At 72.6% G+C, this 20,261-nt stretch carries 15 protein-coding genes; 10 read left to right on the top strand and 5 right to left on the bottom strand.

Translation table 11 applies throughout. The features are described 5' to 3' along the window. Position 1 precedes the first annotated feature (1 nt). On the bottom strand, positions 2-799 hold the full coding sequence (locus ACLIRP_RS05855) for a hypothetical protein (RefSeq protein WP_412063027.1): 798 nt from the start codon (positions 797-799) through the stop codon (positions 2-4). Positions 800-884: 85 nt separating this feature from the next. Here ACLIRP_RS05855 and ACLIRP_RS05850 point away from each other — a divergent pair, with 85 nt between their 5' ends. Next, a complete protein-coding gene (locus ACLIRP_RS05850; protein WP_412063026.1) occupies positions 885-1,397 on the top strand; it encodes a pyridoxamine 5'-phosphate oxidase family protein in 513 nt (170 codons plus the stop codon). A gap of 63 nt (positions 1,398-1,460) precedes the next feature. Here ACLIRP_RS05850 and nagB read toward each other — a convergent pair whose 3' ends face one another. Further along, the gene (gene nagB / locus ACLIRP_RS05845) at positions 1,461-3,332 is read right to left on the bottom strand and encodes a glucosamine-6-phosphate deaminase (protein ID WP_412063025.1); all 1,872 of its coding nucleotides are present in this window, start codon (positions 3,330-3,332) and stop codon (positions 1,461-1,463) included. A 116-nt stretch (positions 3,333-3,448) separates the two neighbouring features. On the opposite strand from nagB, the gene ACLIRP_RS05840 reads away from it, so the two are divergent. From ACLIRP_RS05840 to ACLIRP_RS05830, 3 genes are read left to right on the top strand one after another with little or no spacing between them, the layout of a single operon-like run. Further along, positions 3,449-6,571, top strand: a complete 3,123-nt coding sequence (locus tag ACLIRP_RS05840; protein ID WP_412063024.1) for a SusC/RagA family TonB-linked outer membrane protein — start codon at positions 3,449-3,451, stop codon at positions 6,569-6,571. 13 nt (positions 6,572-6,584) lie between these two features. Then, on the top strand, positions 6,585-7,928 hold the full coding sequence (locus ACLIRP_RS05835) for a RagB/SusD family nutrient uptake outer membrane protein (RefSeq protein WP_412063023.1): 1,344 nt from the start codon (positions 6,585-6,587) through the stop codon (positions 7,926-7,928). A 1-nt stretch (position 7,929) separates the two neighbouring features. Continuing rightward, positions 7,930-8,595, top strand: a complete 666-nt coding sequence (locus ACLIRP_RS05830; protein ID WP_412063022.1) for a class I SAM-dependent methyltransferase — start codon at positions 7,930-7,932, stop codon at positions 8,593-8,595. On the opposite strand, the gene obgE is transcribed toward ACLIRP_RS05830, so the two are convergent. Continuing rightward, positions 8,592-9,611, bottom strand: coding sequence for a GTPase ObgE (obgE, locus tag ACLIRP_RS05825; RefSeq protein WP_412063021.1), 1,020 nt, complete (start codon positions 9,609-9,611; stop codon positions 8,592-8,594). The two genes, ACLIRP_RS05830 and obgE, sit on opposite strands and share 4 nt — an antisense overlap. Positions 9,612-9,751: 140 nt before the next feature. Between obgE and rnhA the strand changes: the two genes are divergently transcribed. The 3 genes from rnhA (at position 9,752) to ACLIRP_RS05810 (ending at position 12,286) form a co-directional block, all read left to right on the top strand. Next, entirely contained in the window at positions 9,752-10,216 is a 465-nt protein-coding gene (gene rnhA, locus ACLIRP_RS05820; protein ID WP_412063694.1) for a ribonuclease HI, read from the top strand. Between the two features lie 220 nt (positions 10,217-10,436). Continuing rightward, a complete protein-coding gene (locus ACLIRP_RS05815) occupies positions 10,437-10,949 on the top strand; it encodes a TRAP transporter small permease subunit (protein ID WP_412063020.1) in 513 nt (170 codons plus the stop codon). Beyond that, entirely contained in the window at positions 10,949-12,286 is a 1,338-nt protein-coding gene (locus tag ACLIRP_RS05810; RefSeq protein WP_412063019.1) for a TRAP transporter large permease, read from the top strand. Before ACLIRP_RS05815 ends, ACLIRP_RS05810 begins: the two co-directional genes overlap by 1 nt. Before the next feature lie 4 nt (positions 12,287-12,290). On the opposite strand, the gene ACLIRP_RS05805 is transcribed toward ACLIRP_RS05810, so the two are convergent. Continuing rightward, on the bottom strand, positions 12,291-13,418 hold the full coding sequence (locus ACLIRP_RS05805; RefSeq protein WP_412063018.1) for a TRAP transporter substrate-binding protein: 1,128 nt from the start codon (positions 13,416-13,418) through the stop codon (positions 12,291-12,293). A 97-nt stretch (positions 13,419-13,515) separates the two neighbouring features. Here ACLIRP_RS05805 and ACLIRP_RS05800 point away from each other — a divergent pair, with 97 nt between their 5' ends. Continuing rightward, complete coding sequence (locus tag ACLIRP_RS05800) at positions 13,516-14,106, top strand: hypothetical protein (protein ID WP_412063017.1); 591 nt, start codon at positions 13,516-13,518, stop codon at positions 14,104-14,106. A 155-nt stretch (positions 14,107-14,261) separates the two neighbouring features. Next, on the top strand, positions 14,262-17,033 hold the full coding sequence (locus ACLIRP_RS05795; protein WP_412063016.1) for a choice-of-anchor Q domain-containing protein: 2,772 nt from the start codon (positions 14,262-14,264) through the stop codon (positions 17,031-17,033). A gap of 57 nt (positions 17,034-17,090) precedes the next feature. On the opposite strand, the gene ACLIRP_RS05790 is transcribed toward ACLIRP_RS05795, so the two are convergent. Further along, positions 17,091-17,702 (bottom strand): IMPACT family protein, encoded by a 612-nt coding sequence (locus ACLIRP_RS05790; RefSeq protein WP_412063015.1) that lies wholly within the window; start codon positions 17,700-17,702, stop codon positions 17,091-17,093. 81 nt (positions 17,703-17,783) lie between these two features. On the opposite strand from ACLIRP_RS05790, the gene ACLIRP_RS05785 reads away from it, so the two are divergent. Continuing rightward, positions 17,784-20,258 (top strand): DUF5916 domain-containing protein, encoded by a 2,475-nt coding sequence (locus ACLIRP_RS05785; protein ID WP_412063014.1) that lies wholly within the window; start codon positions 17,784-17,786, stop codon positions 20,256-20,258. Positions 20,259-20,261 lie beyond the last annotated feature (3 nt).

The raw sequence follows: 20,261 nt of genomic DNA, 5'->3' as shown, positions 1-20,261 counted from the left end.
GTCAGGTGTGGGTGGAGAGCCAGTCGGCATCATAGGAACGCAGGAGTCCCCGGAGGGCGTCGTGCCACGCGCGGTGCGTGCCGTCCTGACGCCTCCGGAGCCAGAACCCGTACGCCGTATTCACCTCATAATTCAGGGTCCACTCGTTGGCGACGGGCAGGCCGACGTCGTCCAGCACGCGCTCGCTGCGGTCGGTGAAGGCGAAGACGGAGAAGCCGTCGCCCTCATAGGTCCCCATGCCGTCCGGAATGGGGCCGCCATCCAGAAAGTGGGCGTAGTCCGCGAGCGGGCCGGGGGGTGTCCGCCGTGGGAACCCGCCTGCAACGAGGTCGGCGCGAGTCAGCCAGTAGGCGCGCGCCAGCCGGGCGACACGGTGGCGGTAGACGGGCTCGACGAGCACAGCGGCAGGGCCGGTCGGGACGGCGGCTTCCGCCAGCCAGCGGACGAAGGCGGGGTCGTAGTGGCCGAAGGCGCGGTCGGCGGTGAGGTCTAGGTCGACGCGGGTGGCGATGGCGGTGTGGGGGCCGGAGCGGAATGGCGCGGCGGGCGCGCGAGCCACGATCGACGCGGGCGAGGCGGTCTGGGCGGCGACACACGCCAGCCCGCGGACGCCGAAGTCGGCGAACCACGTCGCGAACGGCGGGTCGCAGACGGCGGGCACGTCGGCGGAGCCCAGGGCGATGGCGCCCATGTCGAGCCCGGCCCACACATCGGCGAGCGGGGCGCTGGCGGGGGACGACGCCGGTCCGGCGCAGCCGGCGACCAGGAGCAGGGCGAGGACGGGGCCGAGGCGGGGCATGGCGCGAGCGGGGGGCGGGGGCAGGGTACGCCGGCAACCGCGGCCGCTGCCCGTCGTTGACGCCATCCACTCTCCCCCCTTTCCTATGTCCGACCTGTCCCCGTCCGAGCGCCGCGAGCGCATCGAGAAGCTCGCCGACCTCATCGACGACATCCGCATCTGCATGCTGACGACCGTCGACACCGACGGCACGCCCTGGAGCCGCCCGATGGCGACGCAGGAGGTGTCCTTCGGCGGCGACCTGTGGTTCTTCACCCGCGACGACTCCGAGAAGGTGGACCACATCGAGCGCAACCGGAAGGTCGACGTGACCTTCGCGCACCCCGGCCGACAGGACTACGTGACGATGGCGGGCACGGCGCTGATCGTCAAGGACAAGCAGAAGGCCGAGGAGATGTGGTCGGAGCCGCTGGCGGCGTGGTTTCCCAAGGGCGTCGACGACCCGCACCTGCGGCTGATCAAGGTCGAGGTGACGCGGGCCGAGTACTGGGACTCGCCGTCGAGCCCGATCGTGTACGCCCTCGGGTACGTGAAGGCCAAGATCACTGGGAAGCCGGCGACCGGGCTCGGCGAGAACGAGAAGGTGGACCTGGGGTGAGCCGGGCCAGCCGTGTAGCGACCGGGGGGCGCACGCGTCCGGTCCGGCTCCGCGCACCGGCGCTCACGGCATCTCGGTGACCGTCACGAAGGCCTCGACGGCGTAGAAGGCCGGGAGCCCGAGCGCCTCGAGCTCGCGCGCCGTGCCGACGTTCCGGTCGCGGGCGCGCTCCCAGAACTCGCGGTCGTCGTAGGCGCCCGGGAAGAGAGCACGGTCCTTTTGGGACTCGTGCTTGTAGATGGCCTCGATCTTGAGGTCGAGGTCGGCCTTCGAGAGCGGCAGGAAGGTGTCGGCCCGGTCGATCTCCCACTCTTGCCAGGCGCCGCGGTAGAGCCAGACGAGCGGGCCGCCGCCCCGCTCGCGCAGGGCCTGGTCGATGGCGGCGTAGCACATCCGGTGCGTGCCGTGGGGGTCGGAGAGGTCGCCGGCCACAAACAGGTGAGACGGATCCATCTCGTCGAGCAGGTCGCCGACGATGGCCACGTCGTCCGGGCCGACGGGGTTTTTGCGGACGAGGCCGGTCTGGTAGAATGGGAGGTCGAGAAAGCGGGCGTGCTCGCGGCCGAGCCCCATCACCTCGAGCGCCGCGACGGCCTCGGCGTAGCGGATCGACGCCTTGATGGTCTGCACGTCGGCCGTGTCGACGGCCGCCGGCCCCTTGGCCGCCAGCGCCGCGCGGACCGCGTCGATCCGGTCGGTCACGGCTTCCCCGTCGCCGGGCGCCAGCACGTCGCGCGTGAGCTCGACCACGTGGAGGTGGCGGCGGACGTCTTGGTCGAAGACGGCGACCGAGCCGTTTGTCATGTAGGCGACGGTCACGTCGTTGCCGTTGCGGACGAGGGTGTGGAGCATCCCGCCCATCGAGATCACGTCGTCGTCGGGGTGCGGGCTGAACACGATCACCCGCTCGCCCCGGGGGAGGGCATCGCGGTAGGCCACCCGCTGGCGGAGGTCCTCGAACACGCGCAGGCACAGGTCGTCGACGCCGCCCGCGTCGCGGAGCAGGCCGTGCAGGCCGTGGCGGTGGAAGTCGCCCGCGTCCAGTCGCAGGATGGCCGTGCCGATCTCGCGGGAGAGCCAGATGACGGCGCGGCGCGCCGCCTCGGGCGTCCACGCGACGCGGCGGACCAGCCAGGGCGTCTTCTCGCGCGTGAGCGCCCCGGCCGCGGCGCGGTCGAGGTAGACCGTCGTGTTGGGGTGCATCTGGAGGTACGTCGCCGGGACCTGGGCCGTCGGCTCGCCCTCGACGGCCTGGCGCACGATCGGCGCCTTGTGCTCGCCGGTCGCGATCAGGATGATCTCCCGCGCGTCGAGGACGGTGCCGACGCCCATCGACAAGGCCTCGCGCGGGACGTGGCGCTCCTCGAAAAAGTCGGACGCGGCGTCTTTGCGGGTGATCTCGTCGAGGACGACGAGGCGGGTCCGGTCGGCGGGCGTCGACCCGGGCTCGTTGAACCCGATGTGGCCGCTCCGCCCGATGCCGAGGAGCATGAGGTCGATCCCGCCGGCCCGGACGATCGCGCGCTCGTACGCCGCCGCGTGGGCCTCGACCTCGTCGGCGGGGAGGTCGCCGCGCAGCAGGTGGATCTGGTCGGCCGGGATGTCGACGTGGTCGAAGAGGTTCTCCCGCATAAAGCGGTGGTAGCTCTGGATCGCGTCCGGCGCCATCGGGACGTACTCGTCCAGGTTGAACGTGACCACGTTCGCAAACGACAGGCCCTCGTCGCGGTGCATGGCGACGAGGGCCTGGTAGACGCCGATGGGCGTGGAGCCGGTCGGCAACCCGAGCACGGCCGTATCGCCGGCGGCCGCCTTGGCCTCGACGAGGGTCCGGATCTGGCGGGCGGCCTGGCGCGCCAGCTCGGCGGGCGTCTCGAAGATCAGGACGGGCAGGCGTTCGGCGCCTGTCGGGCGGCCGGTCTCGGAGATCGTCACGAGCGCAGGGGGCTGTGAAGGGGGCAACCTCGCACATTTCCAATGGCCGCGCTGGAAGCGACGCCGAGGCCAAGCGACGTGCCGTATGCTTTACGCGTCCACCCACCCCCCGGCCCATGCGCCTCGCTACTCTCCTCGGACTCGCGACGCTCCTCGCGCTCCCTGCGACCGCCCAATCGACGTACACCCTGACCGGCCAGGTGGTCGAGGCGGAGACCGGGGCGCCGGTGATCGCCGCCTCGGTCCTGCTCGAAGGCACCACGGCCGGCGCCGCGACCGACCTCGACGGCCGGTTCTCGATCGCCGCCAGCGTCCCGTCGGGCAGCTACACCCTGCGCGTCAGCTTCGTCGGCTACCAGTCCGACCGCCGCCCGGTCACGCTAGGCAATGCGCGGGCCGTCGACCTCGGCACGATCGAGATCTCGACCGACGCCCTGCGCTCCGACGAGGTCGTGGTCTCGGCCACCGGCCTGCCCGTCGAGCGCCGCCAGCTGGGCAACTCCATCGGGACCGTCGACGCGCGCGACTTGCAGGACGTCGGCGCCACGGCCGTCGACCAGGTGCTGGCCGGCAAGGTGGCCGGCGCCGTCGTGAGCCAGAACTCGGGGAACCCGGCCGGCGGCGTCTCGATCCGCCTGCGCGGGCCGTCGACGGTCCTGGGCTCGGCCGACCCGCTCTACGTCGTCGACGGCGTCCTCGTCGACAACTCCTCCAACTCGCCCTACGACCTGGGCGGCGGCTCGCAGAACCGGCTCGTGGACCTCAACCCCGAGGACATCGAGCGGATCGAGATCCTGAAGGGCGCTTCGGCGGCGGCGCTTTACGGCTCACGCGCGAACGGCGGCGTGATCCAGATCTTTACCAAGCGCGGCCAGTCCGGCGCCCCCAACGTCACGCTGTCGACGTCCGTCCGCACCGACGGCGTCCGCAAGACGCTCGACGTCAACCGCGCGGCCTTCGATCGGCCGCGCGGCACGGCGCCCGAAGCGAGCGCCTCGCCGAACGCCGTCGACCGCTTCGACTACCAAGACGACATCTTCCAGCAGGCCGTCGGCACCGAGCAGTACCTCTCGATCGGCGGCGGCCAGGGCGGAACCAACTACTTCGTCTCGGGCGGCCACTTCGTCAACCAGGGCATCGTGGCGGGCAACCTGTTCCGCCGCCTCAGCGGGCGCGTCCGCGTCGGGCAGGACCTGGGCGACTGGCTCAACGTCTCCGCGGGCGCGGCCTACTCGCGGAGCCGCTCCGACGACGTGCCGAACGGCGGGCTCGCGTCGAACTATGGGGCGCTGACGGGCTTCATCTTCGGCCCCAACACGGTCGACATCGCGCCCGACCCCGTGACGGGCGAGTACCCCGACTTGGTGCTCCAGAACCCGCGCGACGTGATCGACAACTTCGACTTCAACCAGACGACGAGCCGCTTTACCGGCGACGCCCAGGCGCGCATCACCCCGATGGCGGGGATGAGCCTGAGCTACGTGCTCGGCGTCGACACCTACACCCAGACCGGGCGGGCGTTCGTCCCGCGCGGCTCGACGGCCGGCGGGTTCAGCGGCGGGTTCAGCCGCCGGGCGGACTTCGAGGTGCTCAACCTCAACAACGACCTCCGCCTCCAGTACCGGACCGACCTCTCGCCGGCTCTCCAGTCGACGACGACGCTGGGCGCGACCTCGCAGTTCGAGGAGAACTCGGTGTTCGCCATCGAGACCTTCGACCTCAACATCGGCGTCGAGACGGTCGACGGCGGCTCGCGGCCGTCGCCGATTGGCGAGAGCCGGTCGGAGAGCACGCTCCTGGGCGCGTTCGCGCAGCAGACGTTCGGGGTCGCCGACCAGCTCTTCGTCACGGCCGCCGGCCGCGTCGACGCGTCGAGCCGGTTCGGCGAGGGCAACCGGACCAACTTCTACCCCAAGCTGTCGGCGAGCTACGATGCGGGCGCGAACGACGCGTACCGGCAGCTGGCGAGCGGCGGCGCGCTGCCCAGCACGCTGCGCCTGCGCGCCAGCTACGGCGAGTCGGGCGGGCTGACCTCGATCGGCCCTTACACCCGGTTCACGCGCTACGCGCCGGGCTCGTACAACGGCGCCAACGGGCTCGTCCCGCCGGGCCTGCTCGGCAACCCGGACGTGCTCCCCGAGCGCCAGCGCGAGCTCGAGGTCGGCACCGACCTCGGCTTCCTGGCGGGCCGGCTGGGCATCGAGGCGACGTACTACACCCAGAACACCTCGGACCTGCTGCTCAACGTCGAGCTGCCGCTCACCTCCGGCTTCTCGAACCAGCTCCAGAACGTCGGCGAGCTGTCGAACCAGGGGTTTGAACTTCTGGTCCGCGCCCTGCCCATCGCCACGACCGGCTTCCGCTGGTCCTCGACGGTCACGTTCGCGACCAACAAGAACCGGATCGACCTCGACCCGTCCGTCGACGCGGACCCGACGGACGACATCCCGGACGAGACGCTAATCCTGGGCAACTCGTTCGGGCTCGTCGCCGTCATCGACGACCAGCCGCAGGGCGTGTTCTACGGCTCGGGCTTCGCGCGCGACGACGCCGGCAACATCGTCGGGCTGGTGGTCGACCCGAGCACGAACCAGATCCGCCTGGACGCCGCGGGCAACCCGACGTTCACGACGGGCGAGCTCGACGAGAACGGCCTGCTCCGCGACGCGAATGGCAACCTGATCGTCCCAGTCCGCGACGGCACGAGCCGCATCATCGGCGACCCGAACCCGGACTTTACCGCGTCGTGGATCAACGAGTTTGACCTTGGCCAGCGCTTCTCGGCGCGCGTCCAGTTCGACGGCTCGTTCGGCGGCGACATCTTCAACTTTACGCGCCGGCTCGCGTCACTCCGCTTTTTCGGGACGCTGTCCGACTACCAGGCCGAGATCGAAGGCGACGTGCCGGTCGGGTACTACCAGAACAGCGGCGTGCCGGGCCCCGACCCCCGCAACTACGGCGTGTTCTCCATCTTCGAGAACTGGATCGAGGACGGCACCTTCGTCAAGTTGCGCGAGGTGTCGCTGAGCTACCTCGTGCCGCCCGGCTCGCTGCGCGGGCTCGGCGTCCAGGGCCTGCGGGTGACGGCCTACGGCCGCAACCTCCTATCGTTCGACGACTACTCGGGCTACGACCCCGAGACGAACGTGGCCGGCCAGTCGACCGGCGTCCGGGGCTACGACTTTGTCGAGGTGCCCATCCCGCGCACCTTCGGCGTCTCGCTCCGCGCGTCCCTCTAATCCCCCCGCCCCAATGACTACGACCACTCTGGGGGGCCGGATCGCCCCCGCCCTCGTCCTCACGCTCGGCCTGGCGCTCGCGCTCGGCCTCACCGCCTGCGACCTCACCGTCGACGACCCCAACGCGACGACCGAGGTCGACGCCTTCAACACGCGCGACGGCCTGCTGGCCGCCGCCGCCGGGCTCCAGGCCCAGTACAACGACAACGCCTTCGGCGCGCTCGCGCTCACGACCGGCATCACCTCGCGCGAGCTGGCGGCCGACAACACGTTCGCCAACCTGCTCGAACTCGACGCCGGCGGCGCCGCGCTCGACCCCTCCAACGCGAACCTGACGGGGTACTTCCGCGAGATGTACCAGACGATCGGGCTGGCGTCCCAGATCATCGAGGGTGCCCAGGCGACGGCGACCGTCGAGGACGCCCTCAGGGCCCGGCTGACCGCCCTGGGAGAGTTCTACAAGGGCGCCGCCATCGGCGCGCTCGCGCTGGGCTTCTCGGACGTCGCGCTCGACGTGAGCGCGGACGGGCCAGTGACCTACGTCGGCAACCAGGCCGCCTTCGCGGCGGCCGCCGACTTGATGGAGGCCGCGGAGGGCCGCCTAGCGGGGGCCGCCGCGAGCGCCGCGTTCGACAGCGTCGTCCCGGACGGCTTCGACCTGCTCAACTCGGTGCGCGCGTACCGCGCCCGCTACGCCTTGCTCGCGGGCGACCTCGACGAGGCGCTCGCGGCGGCCAACCGGGTCGACCCGGCCGCGACCTCGGTGTTCGCCTACGATGGCTCCTCGCCCAACCCGCTGTACCGCGCCATCTCGCCGGACTTCGGCCAGCCCAGCTTCGCCGTCCGCATCGACCTCGGGGTGGAGAGCGCGGAGGCGGACGACGGCCGGATCGCGTACTTCACCCAGGCCGACACCATGGACGTGAGCGTCAACGGCTACCCGATCGGGGTGGCCACCGGCTTCATCGTCGGCGGCGACGGCGGCCCGCTGCCCGTGTACATCCCCGACGAGATGGTGCTGATCCGTGCCGAGGTGCTCGCGCGCCAGGGCGATACGGCCGGCGCCGTTGCGGCCATCGACGCGGTCCGCACCGACACCGACGACCCGTTCGGGCTGGCGGCCGGGCTCGCGCCGTACGCCGGGGCCACGAGCCAGCAGGCGCTGCTCGACGAGATCTACCGCAACCGTGCCCTCGAGCTCTACCTCCAGGGCCTGCGCCTCGCCGACGCCCGTCGACTCGGGCAGGGCGCGCCGGATACGGCCGACCCGTTTCAGCGGACCCGCAACTTCTACCCGTTCCCCCGCCAGGAGCGGCTGTCGAACCCGGACACCACGCCGGCCGACCCGGCGATCTAGCGTGTCGCCCGCCGACCGTGTGCGCGAGTCGTGGACCGAGAACGCGGACCCGTGGGCGCGTGCGGTCCGCGACGGCGCCATCCCGAGCCGCCGGGCCGGCACCGACGACGCGGTCGTCTCGGCGGTCCTCCGTGGCCTCCCGTCCGGCGGCCGGGTCCTCGACGTCGGCTGCGGCGAGGGCTGGCTGGCGCGAGCGCTCACGAGCGCAGGCGCGGACGTGCACGGCGTCGACGGGAGCGCGCCCCTGATCGGGTTGGCGCGAGAAGCGGGCGGCTCGTTCGCGGTCGTCGGCTACGACGACGCAGTTGCCGATCCCACACGTCTTGCTGGCCCGTACGACGCCGCCGTCTTCAACTTTGCGCTCCTGACCGACGACGACGCGCCGGTCGTCCGCGCGGCCGCCTCCCGGCTGGCGACCGGCGGCCGCGTGGTGATCCAGACGGTCCACCCCCTCGCGGCGGGGCCGCCGTACCGGAGTGGCTGGCGCGAGGAGTCGTTCGAGACCCTCGACGGCGATTTCGAGCCGATGCCGTGGTATTTCCGGACGCTCGCCGACTGGGTCGGCCTGCTCGCTGCGGCGGGCCTGCGGCTCGCCGCACTCGACGAGCCGATCGCATCGGAGGCCGACGCGCCGCTCTCCCTCGTGCTGACCGCCGAGCCCGCTTAGTCGTCGGCCGCCAGCTCGCGCTCGGCTTCGACGTGCGTCCACAAACGCTCTTTAAGCGTGTCGAGCCCCGTGCGCGAGACCGCCGACACCGGGAGCAGGTCGATGTCGTCGGGGAAGGTGGCCGCGATCTCCTCGACCCAGGCGTCGGCGAGGTCCGGCCCGACGATGTCCATCTTGGTCAAGACGACGACGCGCGGCTTCGCGAGCAGGTGCGGGCTGAAGGCGCCGAGCTCGTCGACGAGCGTCTGGTATCGCGCGCCGGGATCCTCGGAGTCGGCGGCGACGCAGAACAGCAAGACGGCGTTGCGCTCGACGTGCTTGAGGAACTGGTGGCCGAGCCCGCGGCCCTCGCTCGCGCCCTCGATGAGGCCCGGGATGTCGGCGATGACGAACGAGCGCCAGTCGCCGAGGTAGACCATCCCGAGGTTGGGCTCGAGCGTCGTGAACGGGTAGTCGGCGATCTTGGGCTTGGCGGCGCTCAGGCTGCTCACGAGCGTGCTCTTGCCCGCATTCGGGAAGCCGACGAGCCCGACGTCCGCGAGCAACTTGAGCTCGAGGACCACCTCGCGCTCCTCGCCGGGCTCGCCGGGCTGCGCGTAGCGCGGGGCCTGGTTCGTCGAGCTTTTGAAGTGCGTGTTGCCCTGGCCGCCGCGCCCGCCCTGGGCGAGCACGATCAGGTCGCCTTCGACGACGATCTCGCCCAGCCCCTCGCCCGTCGTGGCGTCCTTGACGACGGTCCCGAGCGGGACGCGCAGCACGATGTCGTCGGCCGCCTTGCCGGACTTGTTGTTGCCCTGGCCCGGCTCGCCGGCCTTGGCGAAGTGGTGCCGGTTGTAGCGGAGGTCGAGGAGCGTGTACAGGCTGGGGTCGCCGACAGCGACGACGGAGCCGCCGACGCCGCCGTCCCCGCCATCGGGCCCGCCGTTCGGCTCGTACTTCTCGCGGCGGAAGTGGACGCTCCCCGGCCCTCCGTGTCCGCTGCGGACCGTGACGGTGACGTAGTCGACGAATTTCATGGCGCAGAGGCGGGAGCCGTGGGGCGTCGGAAGATCGCGGGGAAGGTCGCTCGTCGGGCGAACGCTCGACGCATTCCGTGGGGACTCCGCTCGCACCGGCCGGGCCCCGCTAGCTTTCCCCCGCATTCCGACCCACGACCATCAAAGACGTCACCATCTACACCGACGGCGCGTGCTCCGGCAACCCCGGCCCGGGCGGTTGGGGCGCCACGCTCCTCTACGGCACGCCGCCCGACCAGATCCAGCGCGACCTCAAGGGCGCCGAGCCGGCGACGACCAACAACCGGATGGAGCTGACCGCCGCCGCCGAGTCGCTCGAAGCGCTCCGCGAGCCGTGCCGCGTCCGGCTCCACTCCGACAGCGCCTACCTGATCAACGCCTTCAACGACAACTGGATCGGCGGGTGGGTGAAGCGGGGGTGGCGGAAGTCCGACAAGTCGCCCGTGCTGAACCAAGACCTGTGGGAGCGGCTGATCGCCCAGAACGAGCGCCACGAGGTGGAGTGGGTCAAGGTGAAGGGCCACGCGGGGATCCCGCTCAACGAGCACGTCGACGGGCTGGCCGTCGGCGCGATGCGGACGATGATGGCGGATGCGGAGGGCTGAGTCGTCGGTCGTCGGTCGTCGGTAGATGCTCGCGCCCGCAGGGCGGCCCGCGTCTCGGCGCCCCTCACCCTGTCCCTCTCCCGACGGGAGAGGGGACGTCGTAGGGAGACGTCCGACAGCCGACGGGCGGGGACATCCAAGTAACCCTCCCCTCCCGGACGGGAGGGGCCGGGGGAGGGCGACCGACTCGCGCCAGCGGGCCGGGCGGTAGGTTCGGGCCGTGCTCGACGCCCTCCCCCGCCTGGCCGACCGCCTCAGCGCCGCCGTGGGCTGGCTCTGCGCCCGGCTCGTGGTCGGGATGGTTGCGGCCGGCGCGCTCGCGGCCGTACTCCGGTACCTCGCGCCGGTCTTGGGCATCACGCCCGCGCTCAACGCGCTCGGCGACGTGCAGTGGATGCTGTTCAGCGCCGTCTTCCTGCTCGGCGCCGCGTGGGCCCTGGCCGAGGACGCCCACGTCCGCGTCGACGTGATCTACGGCGGGCGGCCGCCGCGCACGCGGGCGGCGATCGACCTGGCGGGCACGGTGCTCCTGCTGCTCCCCTTTTGCGCCCTCCTCGCGTGGGCCTCGTGGCCGGCCGTCGTCGACTCGGTCGTCCTGCGCGAGGGCGCGCTCGACGCGGGCGGGCTGGTTCGGTGGCCGGTCAAGCTGCTGCTCCCGGTCGGCCTCGGGCTGCTGGCGCTCCAAGGGGTGGCCCAGGGGCTGCGGGCCGTCGCCACCCTCCGCACGCCGTAGTGGACCTCGTCGCCCACCTGGCCGACTGGCTCGGCCCGATCCTGGTGCTCGTCGTGCTGGCGCTCGTCTTTACGGGCTACCCGGTCGCCTTCGCGATCGGCGGGGCGTCGGTCGTGTTCGCCCTGCTCGGGCTGGCGGCCGGCTACTTCGACGCCGCATTCCTCTTGGCGCTCGGCGACCGGCTCTTCGGGATCATGCAGAACCCCGTCCTGCTGGCGATCCCGTACTTCATCTTTATGGGCGTCGTGCTCGAAAAGAGCCGGCTGGCGGAGGATCTCCTGACGACGATCGGCGCCCTGTTCGGCCGCGTCCGGGGCGGGCTGGCGCTGGCGGTCGTCGTGGTCGGCGCGTTGCTGGCGGCGGCGACGGGCGTCGTCGGCGCGAGCGTGGTGGCGCTCGGGGCGATCGCCCTGCCGGTCATGCTCGACCGCGGATACCGCCCGTCGTTCGCGGCCGGGACGGTCGCAGCGTCGGGGACGCTGGGCCAGATCGTGCCGCCATCGATCGTGCTCATCGTGCTCGGCGACCAGCTCGGCGTAAGCGTGGGCGCGCTCTTCGCCGGGGCGCTCGTGCCGGGTCTGATGCTCACGGCCCTGCTTTGTGTGTGGGTCGGGATTGTGGCCTGGCGCCGGCCGCACGACGCACCCGCCTTACCTGCGTCGGAGCGGGCCGAGGCCGGCTGGGCACTCGCGCGCCGGGTCATGCGAGCCCTCCTTCCCCCGCTGGCGCTGATCCTGGTCGTACTGGGCAGCATCTTCGCCGGGGTCGCCACGCCGACCGAGGCCGGCGCGCTCGGGGCCGTCGGGGCCCTTGTGCTGGCCGCGCTGAATGGTCGCTTTACCCGTCCCCTCCTGTGGGACGCCGCCCGCCAGTCGGCGCTGCTGACGACGATGGTGCTGGTGCTGCTCGTCGGCTCGACGGCGTTCGCGCTCGTCTTCCGCGGCTTGTACGGCGACGTCTGGATCGAGGAGATCCTGGTCGGGCTGCCGGGGGGGCGCGTGGGCCTGCTGGTGGCGGCGAACGTGCTCGTCTTCGTGCTGGGCTTCTTCATCGACTTCTTCGAGATCGCCTTCATCGTGGTCCCGCTGCTGGCGCCGGCCGCCGCCGCGCTCGGCATCGACTTGGTGTGGTTCGGCGTCGTGCTCGGGCTCAACCTCCAGACCTCGTTTCTGACCCCGCCGTTCGGTTTTTCGCTGTTCTACTTGCGCGGCGTCGCCCCGCCGTCGCTGTCGACGCGGGAGATTTACCGGGGCGCCCTGCCGTTCGTGGGCATCCAGCTTATCGCGCTCGCGCTCGTGCTCGCGTTCCCCGAGTTGGTGCTGGCGTTTGTCGACTGAGGAGTCAGCGGGCGCCGTAGCTCGCGGCCATCGTCCGCTCGGCCAGGCCGAACCAGTCGTCCGAGGCGGCCTGGAAGGCGCGGTAGCTCGCGAGCAGGCGCCGCGCGTGGGGCTCGTCGGCCGTCTCGTCCATGAGGTCGACGGACGCCCGTGCCGCGGCCGCCATCACGTCGTCGGGGAAGGCGAGGGGCTCGACGCCGCGCTCGACGAGCCGCCCCAGCGCGGCCGGGTTTTTGGCGTCGTACTCGGAGAGCATGAGGGCGTTCGTCTCGTTCGACGCCGACACGAGGGCTTCGCGGTAGCCCGAGGGAAGCGCCTCGAACGCCGCCCGGTTGACGTAGAACGACAGCGCCGCCGACGGCTCCCACCAGCCCGGGTAGTGGTACGTCCGGACGACACGGTAGAAGCCCATCGTCTCGTCGTCGTAGGGCCCGACCCACTCGGTCGCGTCGATCGCCCCGCGCTCCAGCGCGCCGTAGATCTCGCCGCCGGGCAGCGTCTGCGCGACGACGCCGAGCCGCTCCATCGCCCGGCCGCCGAGCCCGGGGATCCGCATCGTCAGCGCCCGCAAGTCCGCCAGCGAGCGGACCGGCTCGCGGAACCAGCCGCCCATCTGCGTCCCGGTGTTGCCGCCGAGCAGGCCGACCACGCCGAAGTCCGCGAGTGTCTGCTGAACGAGCGCGCCGCCGCCGCCATAGCGGATCCAGGCGTCGTGCTGGCGTGCCTGCATCCCGAACGGGACGGCCGTGTCGAACGTGAGCGCGGGGTTCTTGCCGAGGTAGTAGTACCCGGCCGAATGGCCGATGGGGACGGACCCGGCCTGGACGGCGTCGAGCACCTGGAGCGCGGGGACGAGCGCGCCGGCCTCAGCGGGCTCGATCTCGAACCGCCCCTCGGTCAGCGCCGCGACGCGTTCGGCGAACCGCTCGGCAGCGCCGTACAGGATCTCCGTCGAGCGCGGGAAGCTCGACGCCAGCCGCCAACGGACGCGCGGCCGAGCGATGACGGCGGGCCCGTCGGCGGGGGCGGCCCCGCCTGTGTTCCGGCGGCCGTGGCCGGGGCCCGGCCCGCACCCGGCGAGTGCGCCGCCCGCCCCGAGGGCGGCGGCAGAGACAAAGCGGCGGCGGTCCATCCCGGATGGTACCACAGGCGCATCCGGCAGGCCGCTCGCAATGGGTGGCAGGCCCCAGTGGGCGGGCCGATGTTGAGCCGCGTCCGCCCCCAACCGCATGCGCCCTCTCGTCTTCGCCGCCCTCGTCCTCTCGATCCCCGCGTGCGATCTCGTCGCCGACGCCCCCTGCCCCACCGCGCCCACCGTCACCGCCGACTACTTCCCGCTCGCGCCCGGCGACGTCTGGGCGTTCGACATCCACGTTACTCGGAGCGCGAGCACGCCGACGAGCGGGCAGCGCTACCGTGGGACCCAGACGTGGACCGCGCAGAGCGAGGCCTGTGCATCAGGCGCCCGGACGATCCGCGTCGAGGCCCGCTTCGACGGGACCCTCGAGGACCGACGCGATGGCGCGAGCGGCCCCGAGTGGGTCGAGCGCGGTCCTCGGCAGCTCACCTACACCTTCGAGGTCTCGGAGTCGGCCGACGGGGCCGTCGCGCTCGCCCCCATCAGCGCTGAGGTCTTCGCGCTCCCGGCCCCGACCGACTGGCTCACAGTTGCGTTCGAACGCTACCGCCCGGCGTCGGCCCCCGATTCGGTGGTGACCCCCGACGGCACCCTTGTGCGTGACGTCGGCCCGCTCCGCGTCGAGGGCCGCCGCCAACTCCCGTTCCGACAAAACGTCGTGTATGCCCTCGAAAGGAGGTAACGGTCGGGCGTGGACCGAACCGGGGCCGAGGCCCGCGCCCCGAGCGCGGCGACGGATGCAGAGCGAGGGCGGGTATGCCGAACATTTACACCGCATTCGGGGCCACACCGCCGCCTCGGCCTCCATAGGTTAGGGCCCCAGCCCTCCCCCTCCCGATGCCCCTTCGCTCCGCCCTCGCAGCCTGCCTGCTGGCTACACTCGCCCTGCCCACCCAGGCCGCCACGATCACCGTCGACTCCGGCACCGACGACGGGGTCGGCTGCACACTGCGCGAGGCCGTCGAGGCCGCCAACACCGACACGGCCGTCGGCGGGTGCACGGCCGGCAGCGGGCGCGATCGCATCGAGCTGGGCGTGTCCCTGATTACCCTGACGGGGGCCGAGATCGTGATCGCGGGCCTGACCGACATCGTGCCCGCCTCGGGCCGTGCGGGCGTGCTCGGCGCCGTCGACCAGCGGCTCTTCCGCATCACCGGCGGGACGGTCCGCTTTTTCCGGGTCGACCTCATCGGCGGCGGCGACAGCGGCTCGGGCGCGGCCGACGGCGGCGCGCTCCGCATCGAGGGCGCGGCATCGGTCGAGTTCCTCAGCGGCCGAATCCGCAACCACAGCGCGCCCACCGAGGGCGGCGCGATCTGGGTGGGCGCCGACGCCCAGCTCCACATCGAGGACAGCGTGATCCAGCGCAACATCGCGTACGGCCCCGAGGCGCACGACGGAGGGGGTGCCGTCTACACCGAGGGCGGACCGGTCGCCATCCTGCGGACCAAGCTCCAAAACAACCGGGCGGTCGGGGCGGCCGGCTCGGGCGGCGCGATCCTGGCCCTCAACGACGCGGACGTGTCGCTGACGGGGGGGCAGTTGACCCGCAACCGCGCCGCCCGAGCCGGCGGGGCGATCGAGATCGTCGGCGGCACGCTGACCCTCGACGGCATCAACCTCATCGAGAACCGCGCGGGCGGAACGCCCGGCAACGGCGGTGGGGTGCACGCGGCCGGAGGCGCCGTCGTCACGGGCTCGAACGGGTCGTTCGACCGGAACGCGGCGTCGGGCGAGGGCGGCGGCCTGTGGGTCGGCGCCGGCAGCTCGGCCGCCCTGACCACGTTCGACATCGTCAACAACCGGGCGGCCGGCGGCGGCGCGGACCAGGGCGGCGGCGGCGTCTACATCGACGGCGGCGACTTCTCGGCGAGCGACGCCTTCTTCGTCGGCAACCTCGCCGCGGCGGCGACCGGCGCGGGCGGCGGCCTGTTCCTCAACGACGGCACCGCGACGATCGGAGGGGGCAGCCTCTTTCTCGAGAACAAAGCGGACCGGGCCGGCGGCGCCATCGCCGTCGAGGCCCCGAGCGGGGCCACGCTCACCCTGACCGAGTCGGAGCTCCAGGGCAACCGCGTGACGGCGGCGGACGCCCGTGGGGCCGGGATCCACACCGGCGGCGGGCCCGTGGCTCTCCACCTCGACGACGTGGTCCTGACGCGCAACGTGGCGAAGGGGGCCGGTGGCGGGATCTGGGCCGGCGCCGACACAGACGGCACGTTTACCATGCTGAGCGTCACGAACAACCGCGCGCTCGGCACCGACGGCGGCGGGATCTATCTCACTGGCGGGCCGACGACGATCCTCGCCTCCACCCTCAGCCAGAACCGCGCGGCCGGCTCGGGTGCCGGGGTCCGCCACACGAGCGGCGCGCTAGTCATGAACGACGTGCACATCCGCGACAATGTCGCAGCGAGCGCGGGCGGCGGGCTCGCCACGAGCGGCGGGACCGCCGACCTCACCCGGACGATGTTCGTCGATAACCGCTCTGTGGACCGCGGGGGTGCGATCGCGGTCGGGCCGGACGCGAACGTCCACGCCCTCCTCGCCCGGTTCGAGGGCAACCGGTCCGGGCTCGGCGGCGCCTTCGCGTCGACCGGGGGCCTCGTCTCGATCCGCGAGTCGAGCCTCGTGGGCAACGCGGCGACCGACGGCGGCGGCGTCCACCAGGTCGGCGGCCGGGTCATCGTCGCGGCGTCGGCGGTCACGGGCAACACGGCGGCCGGGTTCGGCGGCGGGGTGTACGGCAGCGACGGCGCGAGCGTGTCGGTCTTCAACGCGACCCTGCACGGCAACGGCGCCGAGCGCGGCGGTGGCCTGGCCTCGTCGGGCGCCGACGTCGAGATCGAAGCGACGACGCTCGCCGAGAACCGGGCGTCGACGGAGGGCGGCGGCCTCTACAACGACCACCCGGGCGGCGGGGCGACCAGCCCGGTCTCGCTGCGGAGCACGCTCGTCGCGGACAACCACCTCGGGGGGCCGTCGGCCGTCCCCGATCCGCCGACCGGCGAGCCCAACCTGTTCGGCGGCTACGACACGAATGGCAACAACCTGATCGGGACGGTGCCAGCGGCGAGCACCTTCGACCCTCGCACTGACGACCTCGTAGGCGTGGACCCACAGCTCGGGCCGCTGGCCGACAACGGCGGCCCGACCCAGACGGCCGCGCTCGCCCCGGGGAGCCCGGCCCTCGACACCGGCGACACCACGTTCGCCTTCGACCAGCGCGGCTTCCTGCGCTCCGGCGGGGGCGCCGACGACATCGGCTCGTTCGAACTCGGGGCCACGGACCCGAACCCGCCGACTGGCGCGACGGCCCCGGCCGCGCTCGCCGCGAGCAGCGTCGCGCCCCAGTCGCTGACTGTCGCCCCGAACCCGATGGCCACGCGCGCGACCGTCCGCTTTACGCTCGACGTCGCGCAGTCGGTCGCCACGTCGGTCTACGACGCCACGGGCCGCCGCGTCCGCGAGCTGTACAGCGGCCGCGTCGAGGCCGGCCAGGAGACGGCCGTCGCGGTCGACGTCGCCGGGCTGGCGACGGGTGTGTACGTCGTCGTCGTCGAGGGCGAGGCGGTCCGGCTCACGCACACCGTGACCGTCGTCCGCTAACGCCGGTCGGCGGTGTCCACCGCGCCCGGTGCCGCGTCGGTGCCGGGCGCGGGTGCGTCAGGCGAGGACGGTGCCCCGTCCCGCCGTCGCCTCTACGAACGCGGCGCGCAAGGCGTCGGCCTCGCCCGCTCGGACGGCGAGCGCCAGCTCCGTGCCGTCGGCCGTGTACGTCTGGTCGGCCACCTCGGCGTCGAACACATCGAGCAGCCGCATGGCCGGCGACGTGTCCGAAAAGGCGAACGCCAGCCGGACCGGCACGCGGACCGTTACGACCCGCTTGCGCGCCGCATCGAGCGCGGCCCCGGCGGCTTCCCCGTAGGCGCGGACGAGCCCGCCGACGCCGAGCTTCGTGCCGCCGTAGTACCGCGTCACGACGACCACGACGCCCCACAGGCCGCGCCCCTCGATCTCGCGCAGGATGGGCACGCCCGCCGACCCGTTCGGCTCGCCGTCGTCGCTCGAGCGCGGGGCCGGGGCGTCGGGCGCCAGCCGGTACGCCCAGCAGTGGTGGACCGCCGCGTGCTCCCGCTTGCGGGCCGCCTCGACGACCGCCAGCGCCTGCTCGGCGATCTCGACCGGCGCCGCCTCGCCGATGTGGCGCGAGCCCTTGGTCTTGGGCGGCTCGGCGGCCGCCGGGGCGGCCAGGGTGCGATACCGGTCGGGGCTCACGGGGTCGAGAGGATTTCGCCGTGAACGTACCCCCGTCCGCCGGCGTGAGAGGGATCCTATGGGCGCCCCCGCGTCCCCGCCATGCTCGCCCTCCTCCTCGCTCTCCTCCTCCCGCCGCCGACCGTCACCGCCGCGCCCGCGGAGTCCGTCGTGATCGACGGGGTGCTCGATGAGGCCGCGTGGGCCGGCGCCGAGCCCGCGAGCGGGTTCGTCCAGTTCGAGCCAACCGAGGGCGTGCCGGCCTCGAACGCCACGACCGTCCGCGTCCTCCGGACGCCGACCGGGCTGGTCATCGGCGCGCGGATGGACGGCACCCAGATCCGCACCCCGCTCAGCCGCCGCGACGACGGCGGCGAGGCCGACCAGTTCGTCGTCGCCATCGACAGCTACGACGACGACCGGACGGCGTATCTCTTCGGCGTGACGGCCGCCGGGGTCCAGTTCGACGGCATCGTCGAGGGCAACGACGACGACGACAGCTGGGACGCCGTCTGGACGTCGAGCGTGCGCGTCGACGCCACGGGCTGGACGGCCGAGCTCAGCATCCCGTACTCCCAGCTCCGCTTTTCGGGCACCTCGCGGTCGTGGGGCATCAACTTCCAGCGGGTCTCCCCGGCGACGGGCGAGGAGTCGTTCTGGGCGCCGATCACGCGCGCCGAGGCGTCGGGCGGGCTCGTCCGCCTGTTCGGCCAGCTCGATGGCGTCGACGGGCTCACGCCCCGGCCCGTCCTCCAGGTCGTCCCGTACACGCTGACCGGCGCCTCGCGGCGCGAGAGCGAAACGGTCCCGGGCACGGCGGCGACCGGCTTCGAGGGCAACCTCGGCGCCGACCTCAAACTCGGCTTGGGCTCGGCCATGATCCTCGACGCGACGGTCAACCCCGACTTCGGGCAGGTCGAGGCCGACCCGGCCGAGCTCAACCTGGGCACCTTCGAGACCATCTTCCAGGAGCGCCGGCCCTTCTTCACCGAGGGCACCCAGATCTTCGACCTCACCGTCGGCGGCGGCCGCGACGGGGCGCTGCTGTACACGCGGCGCATCGGCGGGGCCTCCCCGATCATCGCGGCCACCAAGCTGACCGGACGGACGCCCGGCGGCTTGTCGTTCGGCGCGCTCGCGGCGGCGACGGGCGACGACTTCGCCCCCTCGCGGACGTACGCCGCGGCGCGTGTCAAGCAGGAGTTCGCCGGCCAGAGCTACATCGGCGCCGGGTTGACGGCGTACGCCGCCCAGTCCGACCCGGCCGATGGCGTCCCTTCGGCGCGCTCGCTCGCGGCGGCGGGCGACTGGGGCCTCCGCTTCGCCGACGAGCGCTGGATCTTTGAGGGCTCCGCCGCCGGCACGGCCCGCTCCGAGGACGGCGGCGACGGCGCCGTCGGCGCGGCGCTCTACACCGGCCTCGACCGGACCCAGGGCTACTTCCTGCCCGGCTTCGGCCTGCGCCTCTACTCCGACGACTTCCGGCTCAACGACGTCGGCCGCTTCCGCCAGACCGACGTCGCACAGCTCCGGGGCGGCGCCCGCCAGCTGTGGAACCAAGGGGAGCCCGTTGGGCCCTTCCGCCGCATCAACTCGGGCGGCTTCGTCACCCAGACCTGGACGCTGTCGGACGGCGCGAGCCAGGGACTGAGCGTATTCACGTTCAACAACGCCGAGTTCCAAGGCTTCCAGGAGATCGGCCTCAACGTCCGCGCGGGCGGGCTCGGGGGCGTGAACGTGCGCGAGACGCGCGGGCTGGGGCCGGTCCGCAACCTGCGCGAGCTGGGTGTGAACCTCTCGTACGAGAGCGACAGCCGCCAGCGCGTCCGGTTCGAGGTGGGCGTCGAGGGTGGTGTCGAGGAGGGCGGCGGTCGCGAGGTCGGCGTCGGCGGCGAGGTCGAGTGGACGGCGTCGGACCGCGTCGCGCTCTCGCTCGGCGGCGGCGTGTCCTCGGGGGACGGCCGGCGCGCGTGGGCCTCCAACGAGTCGTTTTTCGCCACCGACGCCGGCCTGTTCGTCGGGGCCATCGCCGGCGAGCCGGGGGGCTTCGCCGACACCGACCTGGTGGCCCTCGACGCCGACCCCGCCGTGCTCGCGGGCCTCGTCCCCAGCACCGACCCGCTGCAGGTCTCCGGTCAGGCGTTCTACGCACCCGTCTTCGGCGCCCGCGACACGCGCCAGGTCGACCTCACCGCGCGCGCCCAGGTCATCTTCGGGCCCGGCGTCTCGCTCCAGCTTTACGGGCAGGTGTTTGCCGCGCGCGGCCAGTACCGCGACTTCTCGCTCCTGGCCGCAGAGGACGACCTCCGGCCCCTGCTGGCCTTCCCGAAGCGCCTCGACTTTTCGCTGGCGTCGTTCACCGGGAATGCCGTCTTCCGCTGGGAGTACCGCCCCGGCTCGACGCTGTTCGTGGTGTGGAGCCAGGGCCGCGAGGACTCCCTCTTCGAGGAGACGCTGCGCCAGGGCGCGGGCCCCTCGCCCTTCGAGACCGGCTCGGTCCGCCAGCTCGGCGACACCTTCGACGCCTTCCCCGACGACGTGGTGCTGGTCAAGCTGAACTACCTCCTGATGCGCTAGCTC

Origin of the sequence: Rubrivirga halophila (assembly GCF_046845755.1) — a bacterium.
GTDB lineage: Bacteria > Bacteroidota > Rhodothermia > Rhodothermales > Rubricoccaceae > Rubrivirga.
Note: the sequence above shows the minus strand (reverse complement) of the source record. Positions and strands in the feature narration are given on the sequence as shown.

Bases quoted from the DNA above. Each gene is read 5' to 3' on its own strand.
- ACLIRP_RS05805 (WP_412063018.1), bottom strand. From the start codon at position 13,418: ATGGACCGCCGCCGCTTTGTCTCTGCCGCCGCCCTCGGGGCGGGCGGC.
- ACLIRP_RS05850 (WP_412063026.1), top strand. From the start codon at position 885: ATGTCCGACCTGTCCCCGTCCGAGCGCCGCGAGCGCATCGAGAAGCTC.
- ACLIRP_RS05785 (WP_412063014.1), top strand. From the start codon at position 17,784: ATGCTCGCCCTCCTCCTCGCTCTCCTCCTCCCGCCGCCGACCGTCACC.
- ACLIRP_RS05800 (WP_412063017.1), top strand. From the start codon at position 13,516: ATGCGCCCTCTCGTCTTCGCCGCCCTCGTCCTCTCGATCCCCGCGTGC.
- ACLIRP_RS05855 (WP_412063027.1), bottom strand. From the start codon at position 799: ATGCCCCGCCTCGGCCCCGTCCTCGCCCTGCTCCTGGTCGCCGGCTGC.
- obgE (WP_412063021.1), bottom strand. From the start codon at position 9,611: ATGAAATTCGTCGACTACGTCACCGTCACGGTCCGCAGCGGACACGGA.
- ACLIRP_RS05835 (WP_412063023.1), top strand. From the start codon at position 6,585: ATGACTACGACCACTCTGGGGGGCCGGATCGCCCCCGCCCTCGTCCTC.
- ACLIRP_RS05795 (WP_412063016.1), top strand. From the start codon at position 14,262: ATGCCCCTTCGCTCCGCCCTCGCAGCCTGCCTGCTGGCTACACTCGCC.
- ACLIRP_RS05840 (WP_412063024.1), top strand. From the start codon at position 3,449: ATGCGCCTCGCTACTCTCCTCGGACTCGCGACGCTCCTCGCGCTCCCT.